This window comes from Gardnerella bretellae (genome assembly GCF_048545135.1).
Lineage (GTDB): Bacteria > Actinomycetota > Actinomycetes > Actinomycetales > Bifidobacteriaceae > Bifidobacterium > Bifidobacterium greenwoodii.
The window spans coordinates 191447-206787 of the sequence record NZ_JBKQXU010000001.1 but is presented as its reverse complement, the minus strand read 5'-3'; the positions used below and the strand labels follow the sequence as shown (position 1 = coordinate 206787).

General features: G+C 41.3%; 6 protein-coding genes and 1 tRNA gene. All 7 read right to left on the bottom strand.

The features are described from left to right. Positions 1–308 precede the first annotated feature (308 nt). The 7 genes from ACJV7B_RS00860 to uvrB all read right to left on the bottom strand — a co-directional run bounded on the left by ACJV7B_RS00860 (position 309) and on the right by uvrB (position 15341). Positions 309–1709 (bottom strand): glycoside hydrolase family 3 protein, encoded by a 1401-nt coding sequence (locus ACJV7B_RS00860; RefSeq protein WP_419388716.1) that lies wholly within the window; start codon positions 1707–1709, stop codon positions 309–311. A 49-nt stretch (positions 1710–1758) separates the two neighbouring features. Further along, positions 1759–3504, bottom strand: a complete 1746-nt coding sequence (locus tag ACJV7B_RS00855) for a VWA domain-containing protein (RefSeq protein ID WP_419388715.1) — start codon at positions 3502–3504, stop codon at positions 1759–1761. Positions 3505–3586: 82 nt separating this feature from the next. Continuing rightward, entirely contained in the window at positions 3587–9274 is a 5688-nt protein-coding gene (gene pulA, locus ACJV7B_RS00850; protein ID WP_419388803.1) for a type I pullulanase, read from the bottom strand. Positions 9275–9494: 220 nt separating this feature from the next. Then, positions 9495–11162: an alpha-amylase gene (locus ACJV7B_RS00845; RefSeq protein WP_419388714.1), complete on the bottom strand. Its 1668-nt coding sequence runs from the start codon at positions 11160–11162 to the stop codon at positions 9495–9497. A 144-nt stretch (positions 11163–11306) separates the two neighbouring features. Beyond that, positions 11307–11380, bottom strand: a tRNA-Leu gene (locus ACJV7B_RS00840). A 257-nt stretch (positions 11381–11637) separates the two neighbouring features. After that, positions 11638–13077: a pyruvate kinase gene (pyk, locus tag ACJV7B_RS00835; RefSeq protein ID WP_116793945.1), complete on the bottom strand. Its 1440-nt coding sequence runs from the start codon at positions 13075–13077 to the stop codon at positions 11638–11640. 149 nt (positions 13078–13226) lie between these two features. Beyond that, positions 13227–15341 carry an excinuclease ABC subunit UvrB gene (gene uvrB / locus ACJV7B_RS00830; protein ID WP_419388713.1) on the bottom strand — a complete coding sequence of 705 codons (2115 nt, stop codon included), beginning with the start codon at positions 15339–15341 and terminating at the stop codon, positions 13227–13229.

Genomic DNA, 15341 nt, shown 5'->3' with positions numbered 1-15341 from the left:
TAAAACTTCAGAGTAAACTCACGCCAAAGAGAAGACTGCCACCACCACATACGAGCAGCGTTAAGAGCATTGTGAGATTCAGCATTCATGTTCATGTTACGCATGATAACTGCCTCCTTAAGCTCATTAGCTGACTATGGTTCACGCACAAACCTCAACCGAAGTATTCGATATTCGTTTGTGTTGAGAATGATGCTAACACCATGAAAGTACAAATGCAAACACAACACGCGCACAAACTGAAAATATTATTAAAAAATATTATTAGAACTATTAGTAATTCTTAGTAATTATCAGTAATTCGTTTGTTATTTAGAAAGTTTTTGATATTTAGCAATCTGCAGTTTTACAGCAATAATTCGTTTTACGGAATCATCAATTCTAGACTCAGGGATTTCTCCTCTACGAACTGCATTAACAACAGAATAATAAGCTTGACGCAAATTTGCAGGAGAAAGTAACATATCAAGACCTGCTTTAATCCCAGTAATTGCAGCACTTGAAGGAGCATAACGTAAAGATATTGCTCCCATTCCTAAAGAATCAGAAATCAGAATACCGTTATAGCCAAGCTTTTTACGAGCTAAACCTGTAACAATCTTTTCCGACATACTAGCTGGAGTATCATCTCCGGTAATCTTCGGATACGACACATGACTAACCATAATGAACTTAACGCCAGTATCTACCGCATCTTTGAATGGAACTAAATCTACTTTTCTTAGCCAAAATGGAGTCTGATTCGAAACAGTAGTACCTTTGTGAGAATCTTCAAAAGTTGAGCCATGACCAGGAAAATGCTTATACGTAGCAAAAACATGATTTTCTTGCAAACCATCCGTAAACGCGTCAGTCATACTAGCCACAAGCTTTGGGCTAGAACCAAACGAGCGCTTTTTCATAAGATTATTATCTGGATTAGTTAGCACATCTGCAACAGGGGCAAAATCAACATTAAAGCCAAAATCATGGAGATATTTACCAATATATGCTCCAGCTTTATAAGCTTTACGCATTTTCTTAGTAACGCCAATATCTCTCATATTAGGAGAAGTATTCACTCCCATTTGAGGATTAGAACTAACTCTTGCAACAGTTCCGCCCTCTTCATCAACGCTGACAATTGCAGGCAATGATACACGAGCATTACTTATTTCTTGCAATTTAGAAATCATACTTTTGGTTTGTTCAGGACTTTGAATATTTTCTCTCGTATACATTATTCCGCCAACAGGCAATGAGTTAAAAGCCTGCTGCATTTGCGCACCAGAAGAAGTTACCGTCCAGTTTATGCCAACTAATTCCTCAGGTTTTACAACGAACATTTGCGCAATTTTATCTTCAAGAGACATTTTTGAAAGCACGCTTCTAACTTCTGCGCTATTAGGATCAACTCCCCTACGAGCCAGTTTTTTATGAGCTTTAATTAAAGCCTCGCGCTTTTCTGCTTCTAATGCTAACTCTTTAGGACTCTTAATAGCAGTTCTATTAGAATGGTTAAAGAATTGCGAGCGCATAACATGTACTGCAGCGCACATAGACACTACTATTAAAACAACCGCAATAATAATCGCAAAAATAGAAGCGAAATGATTCCTCGATGCAACTTTTTCTACTCGCTGATTATGCAACGCACCCCTATACTGTACTGTGCGACCAGTTACAGTATGCGGTACGCTTTGCAATTTACGCGGCTGTTGCTTACGCATAAGCTTTCCCCTAATTCACTAATAATAAAAATACTATTGAAATTATTTACTAGTATTTATTCACTTCGCACACGTAGCCTGTCTTACCGCTAAACGTTTTGTGTAATGTAGGATTTGTAAATAGGTTGTCGCGCTGATCATTCCAAGACCATTCGTCATTTAATCTCCAAAGCATAAGATAAAACTCAGGTTCACCATCTTTATCATTTCGACTTGGCTCACCCGGCAACCAATTTTGATACTTTACTTTTTCACCAGTAACCCAGTGTGCATACACGTCACCATTTTCGCGCTGAGAGGTGTAACCGCCAATCCACACATACTTGACACCTTCCTTCTTAGCCATATTTATAACCTTAGTTTCCTTACTCTTGTCTGTAAGAGTTACTAAGTATCCGCCATCTTGCATGCATGCACTATTAGCTTCGGTCCAAGTTACATCTCCCTTATGAAGAACAAAACGAGAACCACTCTTCTTATAAGTCTTCCTCTTCACTGGCTTAAACGCTAAATCGTCACCAATTCCACCAGACTTATGATTCTTCGAATCTGCAAGCAAAGCAGAAACTACACGATCAACATAAGGATTTGTTGAGGAATCAGAATCGTATTCAAGGCAATAAACATTATCTTGATTAACTCTAATTCTATTCATTACATCTTTCATATCTGAAATAGAATTAATATCCCAGAAGTAGCCGTTTGTTTCGTTTGCAATATTTTGCAATACGCTAGAATCAGCATCAGTTGTACCAATCAAATAAACTGGTATTCCCTTTTCTTTTGCGAGCGCAATAACCTCATCCGCAGTATGAGTGCTTTCATTATCCAAACCGTCTGTAAAAGCAATAACACAGTTAAAGCCTGGATGGTTTGAAGCATTAGTAACACCAGTGTATAGAGCATCATACAAGGCAGTCATTCCGTAAGGTGTCATATTATCGATACCTGTAAGAAGTCGATTTTTATCGTTTGTGTATGTTGCCATATACATGAGGTAGCTATCGAAAGATATAAGCTCTCCTTTATCTCCAACCTTATAGTTGAGATTGCGCACAAAATCACTCATTGTTTTCTTCATAGTGTCGATTGAAGAATCCATTGAGCCAGATTTATCAAGAAGAATCTCGTAATTAACACCTTGATTGTCTTTAATTCGCTCAACCTTATGAATAAGGCGTTCTACTTCTTTGCCGCCACCAATTTTTTCGCGAATTGCAGCAGTTGGAGAGTCAATTTCAAGCGCTTTTCCACTGCTATCCGTAAGAGAAAAGTACAATTTAACGTGCGGATATTGAGAAACGTCGGAATTAACAATTTTTAGCGTATAATCTTCATACTTGTGCGATTGAGTAAGCTCACTGCGAAGCTTTGAATAAGGAATTTGACCCGGATGAATAAAATCCCAAATTAAGCAGCCAAAAATACAAGAAAGAATAAAAGATATAACTATTGTAATAGAAAGAACTATATTTCTTTTATCCTTTAATTCCTCATTTGAAAAAACATCAAATCCAGAAAATAGGCCGCCACCGCGAGAAGACGAAGGAATAGCTGATGCCGTATAAGTGGCTGATGCTGCAGCATTAGCATTATACGGCTCAGCTTTGTAAGCTTGAGGCATGTTGTTACGCATACTTTGCTGATTCTGAGAACTCTGCTGATTCTGAGAACTCTGCTGATTCTGCGTATTGTTCTGCTGATCATTTTCTGCAGAAGCATTAACAGCTGCTCCACAACGAGAACAGAACCGTGTATTATCCTTAATTAAAGCTCCACAGTTGATGCAAAACATACGTTCTTCTTTCTCACAGCATTATGCAAGTACTTGCATAATTAGCTCAAGCTTAATATACTTTTTGATTCTATACCTTCTTTTATATATTCTTATTTCGCTTTACTTTAATAAAGGACGCACTAGCCACGACCAACAATATTGCACAAATAAATACAATCTGAATTATGCTGCTACCTGTAGCGCTTAATTCTTGCGATTTTTTAACAATATCGTTATTTAGAACGGTTATGTACGTCCATGCAACTTGATTACCATGATCATCAATCAACACAACTGTATGCTTTCCGGAATATCCTGCTGGGAAGATTGCGTCAAACTGAGGAACACCATTTACCATTCGAACAGTTACATACTTAGAACCATTTGCGCTCTTAAGTAAGCGAGGAGAGGAGTAAATGTATGCGTATGCATAAACTACACCGTCTTTCTTCAATCGTTCGGTAAATTCACTGTTTACAACATGAATACTCACATTGTTCACAACACCGGCTGTTGCAACATCATTGCTACCTACAGTAAGCGTGCCCTTTAATTCTGGCTTAAGCTGCTTAACAGTTACAGGAGCTTCAGGAGCTGGAGCAGATGGATCTGGTGCTGAAGTGGAAGTCTCAGCCTTTTGAGCATGATTCTCAACCTGAGCAGGCTTCTCAGTTTTTCCAGTCTTTCCAGTGTTTTCGGATTTAGCAGTATCTTCAGAATTAACATGCTCTGGAGTCTTATTAGCAGGAGCAGACTCATGCTTATTTTTAACTGAAGGCTGCGTATTTCCTTGCTGAGTATTCTCCGTCTGAGGATTACCTTGCTGAGTATTATGAGTTTCTACAGAAGGTTGCTGCGATCCATGTTGAGTTCCAGAACCAGACTGAGGATTCACCGGAGCAGGCTGAGGATTTACAGGAGCTGGCTGAGGCTGAGGCTGTGGGCCTGGAGCAGGCGGTTGAGGTGTAGGAGTTACAGGAGTCACAGGCTCACTCTTCTTTTCAGCATTAAGCAACACAGCAGTCGAAAGAGCAGCAACCTTATATGTTCCGTCAGCAGAAACATTAGCCTCTTGAGCACCATCATTAACTTTGCCATTAGCAACAAGAGCAGAATACTTTCCTGCTGGAATCTTTACTTGAGTTTCAGCATTATTAGCATTGAACACTACAACGTACTGCTTATCTGCATCTTTAAGCGTGTAAGCAATTACACCATCAGGAGTGCCATCAATCATCTTCATGTTCTTGTTAATTGTTGCATAATCAAAATCACGAAGAGATTTAATGCTCTTGCGTAGCTTCAACAATCCCTTGAAATAGTTCACGGAATCAGATTTGTCAGCAGCACGATTCCAATCAAGAGCATTGTCTTTATCGCCAGCATTGTAGCTATTAGAATTACCGTTCTTGCTTCTTAAGAATTCCTGACCAAGCTGAATAAACGGCATGCCACGAGAAAGCAAAATCATTGAATTTGCAAGCTTTACTCGCCTCAATCGTACGTCTTCAGTGTCTTTAGGCGCAGAAACCTTTAGCTTATCGTACAACGACAAGTTATCGTGAGCTTCAACATACTGAACTACTTGTCCTGCATCAGCAAAGTGCGTTTCAGCATTACTATTCGAGCACTTAACAGTACTCGTGCCAAATTGGCAACCAAGCAAATTATGCTCAAGCAAAGCCTTAACACCTTTATCTGTATTGCCATTTACAAAACCAGTAGACGCATCACCAAACACAGAACCTTTTACAGAATCACGGAAGGAATCGTTAAAGAACGCTACTCCTGGAATCTTATAGCCATTTGGCTGAATAGTAGAATCACTCTTAGGAAGCAGTTCATTCATATCCCAGCCTTCACCGAGCACAATAATTGAAGGATCAATCTTATTAAGCTCAGCACGCACTTCCTGCATAGTCTTCAGGTCAATTAAGCCCATCAAATCAAATCGGAAGCCGTCAAGGTTGTAATGCGTAGCCCAATACTTTACAGAATCTAAAATATACTTGCGCATCATTTGACGCTCAGAAGCAGTATCGTTACCGCATCCAGAATTACCATTCAGAGCGCCATCCTTATAACGGAAGTAGTATCCAGGAACCGTCTTGTTAAACGAATGATTTTGTGCGCTATAAACATGGTTGTAAACAACATCCATAATCACACGCAAACCAGCTTTATGAAGACCAGCAATCATTTGCTTAGCTTCCTTAACTCGCGCTGTTGGATTAGCAGGATTCGTAGAGTAAGACCCTTCAGGAACATTGTAGTTTTGCGGATCATACCCCCAGTTTTGAGCACCTTGCTTTCCATAGCTCAAGTCACCAGTTTCATTCACAGAACCAAAATCATACATTGGCATGATTTGCACGTGAGTGACACCAAGAGACTTCAAATAATCCAACCCAGAAACATTATGCTTATCTGTAGTTTTCGTACCTGCTTCTATTACGCCAAGATACTTACCACGATGAGCATCGCTAATACCAGAGTTTGGATTGATTGAGAAGTCACGAACATCCATTTCTGCAATTGTTGCGTCACTTGGATTCGTAAAGCTTGGCATACGATTTCCAGCGCTACCAGCGTCTTTATCTGCTAATACAACAGAACGTTCACCGTTTACTACTGAAGCTTTCGCATAAGGATCAGCAGAAACATTCACTGTGCCATCAGCAAAATGAACTTCATATGCGTAAGCTGTATTAGCTTTATCACCATCGAGCTTTACAGACCATACACCATGATCTTCTGCTTTCATAGCTGTTTCTTTGTCTTTTTCAGCTTTTTCAGCAGTCGACTTATAAGTAATCAGCTTTACTTCAGTTGCTGTTGGAGCCCAAAGCTTGAAAGTAGTTGAAGAAGCAGAATACACAGCACCTAAATCATCGCCAGTATAAGCATATTTCTTATCGAATTCATCGGTACGAATTACACTAGCACCAGTTTTTGAGGAAGCAGAAAGCTTAATATCTTTAGCTAATCCCTTAATACTCAACTCATACTTATGTTTAATATTAAGTTCATTCTTGGTTTCAATAGTAATCTCTGAACCATTAGCTTTAACAGAATTAAGCTCAACAGTCTTGGCAGGATTTTCACTAGCATCCAAAAGCGTTACGTCAGAGTCTTTTACAGAAGACACGTCACCAGATACTTTTACAGCTAACTTCTTTAAGCCAGCAATATCAGCAGACATTACGTGAGCTGTAAGTTGTGGCATAGTAGCGTTTAAGTATACTGTCATGTCATCTTGCATTAACCAGACTTCAACGCTACCCTTGTTTGGATCATTTGGATCTAGCTTAATCGCGTTGTTTGGAATACTGCGATCGCTAGGATCTTGTTTATCCCAAGCATTATTTGGCGTAGACTTTCTAACTTTGAAACCAACACTGTCAATACCAGCATCATTCTTAGCAGTGAAGGTTGCAACTTTGCCATAATCGTCATGCGAAGTGAAGTAACGAGCAGTACCACCGGTTCCGTCATTCCAAGTCCACATGTTCCAGCCTTCATAATCGCCAGCATTCCTGCGATAATGAACTGTTACCTTTAGCTCTTTTGGCTTCTTCTTAAGATTGTCTGGAGCAGCAAACTGCGTAGTACCCGTTCCGCCTGTTACCCAAGCTTCAGCAAGACCACTTGCGCAGTTTTCAATAGCACGATCGCCACCGTCTTTATTCCAATCTTTTGTAGTAGTAATAAAGGAAAGTGACTTGTTTTCAAAAGAACCATCAACCGTAGTTTCAAAAACTTTGCCGAATTTATCACTGCCATTGAACTCATGCCAAGCTCCAGGTAAATCTTTACCATCCTTGTCTTTGCCCCACAAATAAACGCCAATATTGCGAGTATCACTCACTTTTTGTGCGTAGTGGATGCGAACAGTGGTCTTTGGATTATATGCTACTGGGCAAGGATTTACTCCAACGCTACCCTTGTGATCTTGAGCTACATACGAATCAGTGTGAGCTGGAATCTTAAAGTTATTATTATCTCCTTCGTGATACCAGTAACCATTGCCATCGTTAAACACTGCTTCATAAGCTTTGCCATTGGTTCTAATTGTCTTCTTATACCAACCATCGCAAGCCTTCTTCATCTCATCGCCAGGAGCTTGAGTCCAGCTTGAGCCTATGCCGTAATGAACATATACTTTTTTATCTTTAAACTTTTCATCTGGCTTAAAGTAAATAGTTGTTGTAGGATCTTCTGGCATACCTGCATCAGGCTTTTCTTCACCATATTTAGGATCAGATGGATCAGTGGCAGAGCCTTTTGGATGATTAGCTTTTGTTGCATCAACGTGCAATACTACTGCTTCGCGAGCGCCAATCTTGGTTTTAACTTCACCTTTTTCAACTTTAACAGTCTTAGAGCAGTCACCTGCAGCATACACATTGCAGTACTCACCATCAGGCAAATCAGTCTTATAAGAAACTTCTTTTTCGTCAAGCGAATTGTTGATTGCTAAGAAGCCCTTCTTTTCGCGGCTAAAAGCAATGTTGTTATCGCCATCATCCTGCCAATTTGTGACTTTCGCACCTTGAACAGCATTGTAGAATCCAATCATTCCGCGAATAGAAGTCCAACGCTGAGTGCACTGCCACTTTGAATTAGCACCACAAGTTACTTCCGGAATAGACGTTTCAGTTGCACCAGGAGCACCATCATCATTCTTATCGAACTTGTATCCGGAATACACGTTTGGAGTGCCGTATGGCCACGCGAGCATGAAAGCGTTTGCTAAAGTGTAACGACGACCGTCCTTATACGTAAGCACGCTGTTACCGCGCTCTGTATCCCAGTTCGTAACGAAAATAGCAGCTTTATCGCTCTTAACCATTCCGTCTTGAATTTTGTTCAGAGGCTTGCTTGCCTTCATCAGCGAGCCTTTGAAACTTTGCATAAGCTGGTAAGAGTAGCCAAACTCGTTAACTTCGCCTTCATTCAAATGCGCAGCTGGCTGAATTTGTTGAGCTTCTGAAGGATTGCCAATAGTTTCCTGCATCCACCAGATGTCATTAATCTTTTTGCTATCTTCAACACTTTCGTTGTATTGCTTTATAGCAGAAGCTTTAATGCCCCTCATATCTTCTGTAGAAATATGTTTTACAGCATCCACACGAAAACCAGCAACACCAAGCTTCAACAAATCTGCAAAATACTTACCTAAAACTTGCTGAACATGCGGCTTAGAAGTATCCAAATCAAGTAAGCCTACAAGCCTGCGATTCCACACTTCCTCCGCATTGTTATAATGCTCAATATTCCTATTATCTTGATGGAAATCATCCTTTTTATATCCAGCATCTTCAAAAGTCTGAGTAGACACATCATACTTACTTCCACCAACACCGACTTTATCTTTATTATCAGCGCCAGCCATGTGATTAATTACAGCATCTGCAATAATCCCCACGCCCTTTGCCTTGCAAGTTTTAATCATATCTTTAAACTCAGCTTCAGTACCAAGTTTAGAATCAAGCTTATAGCTCACAGGCTGATACGAAGTCCACCAAGCTTTACCTTTAATATGATCCTGAGAAGGCGAAATTTGCACATACTTCACACCTTCAGGACCATACGTTTGTTCGCATTCTTGAGCAATACTCTTCCAATTCTGCTGGAATGCAGTAACAATAACACCTTTACCTTTAAGAGTTACATTCGAAGAAGTTTCTTTGCTATTGCTAGACTCCCCGCTAGTCGCAGCGTTTGCGCTAATTGTAACAGCAAAACCAGTTACAAGCATTGCAACAGACGCAACAACAGCAACCATCTTCGATGCAAAGTGTCGACGATGACTCATCAGTTTCCTTTCCTCCGTTGGCATTAGCGCGTTTCTTCTTTGGACGCACTAATAGCTTAAATACGCAAACGGTGGCTAGTACGGCTATGTTGCTAGCCACGCATAAATGCGCATATAAGCGGAGGCAATTATATCACCGACATATTGACAATATTGCAATAAACAATTAAAAACTGCAGTTGTGTTGGTACTACTTAGCTGCACTTTCAACATCAGCTTTGTCTTTTTTAAATCGCAAAACCAAAGTAACAACCAAAGCTACAAAAATAGCAACAAATACCAGAAGTATTTTATTAATTGCAGAATTGCTACCAAAGTGCTTTACAGCATTAACATGCAATGCCACTGCAGAATGAGAAGGAATAGTTGTTTCAACTTTCCCACCGCTAACAGTTACAGTTTTTTCGCAATTCTTTGATGCATAAACATTGCAATACTCGCCATCTGGCAAATCAGTATTGTAACCAACATCATTTTGCTTATCGTCATTATTAATAGCGAAGAAACCCTTATTTCCGCGGCTAAAAGCAATATTATTGCTTTCATCATCCTGCCACTTAGTTACTTTCGTACCTTTAACAGCATTATAGAAGCCAATCATGCCTCGAATTGAAGCCAATCGTTGAGTGCACTGCCACTTTGAATCCTTACCACAACTTGCATCAGGAACAGACGTTTCAGTTGCACCAGGAGCACCTTCATCTCGCTCACTAAACTTATATCCAGAGTAAATATTTGGCGTACCATACGGATAAGCAAGCATAAAAGCGTTCGCAAGCTCATATAATTTGCCATCTTTGTAAGTAAGAACGCTTGTGGCATTATCTCGCTCAGTATCCCAATTTGTAACAAAAATAGCAGCACTCTTATTAGGAATAAGACCATCTGTAATATGCTTCAAATTGTCTATTGAACCAGAGAAATAATTTCGCAAACGGTATGAGTACTCAAACTCGTCTACTTCACCAGTTCCAACATATTTATCTGGCTGATTTTCTTTCGCCCCATTGCTATCCCCAATCGTTTCCTGCATCCACCAAATGTTTTCAGGCTTAACACCACTAGCATCAGATGCAGCCTTCTTAATAGCTTTCATCTCGTTTGGAGCAATATGCTTAACAGCGTCCACGCGGAAGCCAGCTACACCCATTTTTAGCAATTTTGCAAAATAATTACCAAGAGTTTGCTGCACATGCGGCTTAGAAGTATCCAAATCAAGCAAACCAACTAAACGATAATTCCAAACTACTTGAGCATCACTATACGTGTAAATATCTTTATCTATTTGATGAAAATCATCTTTCGTGTAACCAGCATCAGGATAGCTCTGATTTGCTGCATCATACTTACTACCACCAACTCCCACAGTATCTTTATTGTCAGCACCAGTCATGTGGTTAATAACAGCGTCAACAATAATTCCAACCTTCGCAGCTTTACACGTAGTAATCATATTCTTAAACTCAGCTTCAGTACCAAGCTTGGAATTTAGATTGTAACTAACAGGCTGGTAAGAAGTCCACCACGCTTTTCCTTTAATATGATCCTCCGGAGGAGACACCTGAACGTACTTAACGCCTTCAGGACCATACGTTTCTTTGCACTCCTTGGCAATACTCCTCCAGTTTTGCTGAAAAGCTGTAACAATAACGCCTTTTTGTGGAAGGCTGTTTGTTGATTTAGTTGAAGCAAATGCCGAAGAGTTTGGAACAATGGTAAACACACACATTAATATTGTTGCTACAGCAGCGAATGACGCAAATACAAACATTAATTTATGCTTGTAATTATTGATTAGTTCGCTAGCATAATTACTTTTTTTACGCTTACCTACTTGCAATTTTGCACTGCGGATCATCTTTGTTCCTTTCACATCACGTACAGCACATTCATTGTTTTATTGTGCGAAAATGCTTTTATTATTATACGCTTTACTGTTTATGTCTGAATATTAAAACGAAATAAAAAACGTCACTCAGCAAGCTAAGTGACGTTGTGCACGTGCCCCCGGTGAGACTCGAACTCACACTGCACAGATTTTGAGGCTGTTTCCTCTACCAATTGGGATACAGGGGCATCTTCAATTTTTCGCAATTTTTTGCGACTTGTTGACTATAGCACACTTTAAGCTGCATGCAAATAGTTAAGGCGTTTTGCGCGTGTCGCAATATTGAATATTTGCGATTAAATACAAGCAATGCGCGCAACCTACAGATAGGAAGCGCGCATTACAAGTCACAACTTATACGTTACACGTTATACGTCCTACACATACGCAAGTAAATAATTAAAAAATTAAATCATACTAAACGCATGTGTAAAACCGCGTAATATTAGTCGCAAGCACCAACTGTGTGAACGTAGATGGAGTCAGTACGGCCAGCCTGACGCTCACCCTGAGCAGTGCTCAAGATAACAATCTGGTCACCATCTGAAACCTTACCAGCCTCACGAAGAACCTTGTCAGTGAAAATCATCAAATCGTGACGATTCATATCGTGATAATCTTCACTAATCAAGAATCCTTCAGTACCCCAGCTCAAAGCCAACCAGTGATAAGTGTGCTCATTGTTGGTCAATCCGTAGATTGGAGCAGTTGGACGTTCGCGGGAAATACGATGAACCGTACGACCAGTCTGAGTGTAGGCAACAATAGCCTTAGCGTTAAGCTTATCTGCCAAATCAACAGCTGCAGAAGAAACTGCGCCGGTGCTAGACATATCAAGCTCAACTGCAGGAATGCGATCATAGCCATTCTCGGTAGCATACTGAGAAATGCGAGACATAGTCTTTACAGTAACATCTGGATACTTACCAACAGCAGTTTCGTTAGAAGTCATTGTTGCGTCAGCACCATCGAGAACAGCGTTAGCGCAATCGGAAGCTTCTGCACGAGTTGGTACTGGAGAGTTAACCATTGTGCCAAGAACTTCAGTAGCAACGATAACTGGCTTTGCATAACGGCGAGAAAGCTCAATGCAGCGCTTGGTAACAAGTGGAACCTCTTCAAGAGGCATTTCCACAGCCATATCACCACGAGCAACCATAATGCCATCGAAGGTCTTAACAATCTCTTCCAAGTTTTCAACAGCCTGTGGCTTTTCAATCTTGGCGACGATTGGAATACGACGACCTTCTTCGTCCATGATTTCGTGAGCGCGATCAATATCGGTAGCAAAACGCACGAAGGACATAGCAATAATGTCAGCGCCAGTGCGAATAGCCCAACGAAGATCAGACTCATCCTTTTCGGTCAAAGCTGGAAGAGAAACTGCAACGCCTGGAAGGTTAATGCCCTTGTGGCTGGAAACTGGGCCAGCAACAATAACCTTAGTGTGAACGTCGTTGCCTTCAACCTTAGTTACCTCAAGACGAACCTTACCATCATCAATAAGAATTGGGTCGCCTGCATGGCAATCTCCTGGCAAGCCCTTGAAGGTTGTGGAAGTGCGATGCTCGTCGCCTTCAACATCATCAGTAGTAATGATGAACTCCTGGCCTTCTTCCAAATAAACCTTATCTTCACCATCAGAGTTCTTCTTGAACCAACCACAGCGAATCTTTGGACCCTGCAAATCAACAAGAGCAGCAACATTGCGGCCAGTGGACTTGGAAGCTGCACGAACATTGTTGTAAACGCGCAAATGATCTTCAGGAGTGCCGTGAGAACGGTTCAAACGAGCAACATCCATACCAGCTTCAACAAGCTTGGTAATACCTTCCAACGATTCTGTAGCTGGACCAATGGTATCAACAATTTTGGCTTTACGCATAATGCCTACCTATTTCCTTTGTTTATTTTTAAATGGGAAAATACCCACTTTCCGAGTAATAGTGTACCAGCAAATTGTGACCTATAGGCAAAACTCGCGCCTATTTATTCATTAAAATTAACCACGACTAGCTGCGCTCGCTTATTAACTCACTTATTAGCCTCATCCATTTGCCGCAACTCTTTTTTAAGATCGCGTATTTCATCGCGCAAGCGAGCAGCCAACTCGAATTGCAACTGCTGCGCAGCAACATGCATTTGCTCGCTCAAATTCTTAATCAAAGACATAATATCGTCTTGCGGCAAGGCCGATATATTCGCCATACGCTTTTCTTTGCTTTGCTGCCCAAGATTCGTCTCTTTTGGCACACCATAATGCGAGTTGCCAGCCTTATTAGCATTCCTATAACCGCCTGCTAGCAAAGTCTGCGTATCAACATCTTCTTTAGCAAGCATGTCGTTCACGTCACTAATCTTTTTTCGCAAAGGCTTAGGATCAATTCCATGAGCCTTGTTATACGCGATTTGCTTTTCGCGGCGGCGCTCCGTCTCACTAATCGCCTTGCTCATAGCATCCGTAACGGTATCTGCATACATAAGCACAGTTCCAGAAACGTTACGAGCAGCGCGGCCAATCGTCTGAATAAGCGAGCGGTAAGATCTTAAGAAGCCTTCCTTATCTGCATCCAAAATTGCAACCAGCGAAACTTCTGGCAAATCCAAACCCTCACGAAGCAAATTAATGCCAACAATCACATCAATTTTGCCTTCGCGAAGCTCACGCAAAAGCTCCACTCTGCGCAAAGTATCAACATCTGAATGCAAGTACTCAACTTTAATTCCAAGCTCCAAAAAGTACTCGGTTAAGTCTTCCGCCATTTTCTTCGTAAGAGTAGTAACAAGCACGCGCTCATCTTTTGCCACTCGCTCCTTGATTTCCGCAAGCAAATCGTCAACCTGACCTTCCACAGGTCGAACCTCAATCTTAGGGTCAAGCAAACCAGTTGGGCGAATAATCTGCTCAACTACGCCGTCAGAAAGCCCCAACTCGTAATCTCCAGGCGTTGCAGAAAGATACACAGTTTGACCAACATGCTCCAAAAATTCTTTCCATTTTAACGGGCGATTATCCATTGCAGAAGGCAGCCTAAATCCATGCTCCACAAGCGTTCTTTTGCGCGAAGCATCACCCTCATACATGGCTCCAATTTGCGGCACAGTTACATGCGACTCGTCTAAAACTAGCAAAAAGTCGTCTGGGAAAAAATCAAGCAGCGTATGCGGAGGCGTGCCTGCATCACGTCCGTCAAAATGCCTCGAATAATTCTCCACTCCTGGGCACACACCAACCTGACGCAGCATCTCCAAATCATACGTAGTTCGCATTTCTAAACGCTGAGCTTCCAGCAATTTGTTCTGCTTTTTAAGCTGCGCAACGCGTTCGTCACGCTCTTTTTCAATAGCCTCTAATGCGCGTTCCATGCGCTCTGGCCCTGCAATGTAGTGAGACGCTGGGAAAATATGAACGCTACTCTCCTGGCGAATCACTTCTCCTGTAAGAGGATGCAACATTGTAATTCTGTCAATTTCGTCACCAAAGAACTCAATTCGCACAGCTAATTCTTCGTACACTGGAATAATCTCAACTGTGTCTCCGCGCACTCTAAAAGTTCCGCGCGTAAAGGCAATGTCATTGCGCTTGTATTGCATGCTCACAAACTGGCGAAGAAGCGTATCTCGCTCAAGCTGCTCGCCAACGTTTAACATAAGCATTCGCTCTGCATACTCCTCCGGAGTACCAAGGCCGTAAATGCAAGAAACAGTTGCCACAACAACGCAATCCCGTCGTGTAAGCAAATTCGCTGTAGCAGCATGACGAAGCCGCTCAACATCGTCGTTAATATTCGAGTCTTTTTCAATATACGTGTCTGTTTGCGGAATGTACGCTTCTGGCTGATAGTAATCGTAGTAAGACACAAAATAGCTCACGGCATTATCTGGCATAAGCTCACGAAACTCTGCGCAAAGCTGAGCTGCCAAAGTTTTATTCGGCTCAATAATAAGAGTAGGACGCTGCAAACGCTCAATCAGCCAAGCAGTTGTAGCAGTTTTACCAGTTCCCGTAGCACCCATTAAAACAACGTCGTTTTCGCCGTTTTCAATGCGATTCGCCAACGCTTCTATTGCTTGCGGCTGATCACCCGAAGGCTTGTACGGAGCTTTTACAACAAACGGCTTGTTTGTGCGCTGAATTTTATTCGACAT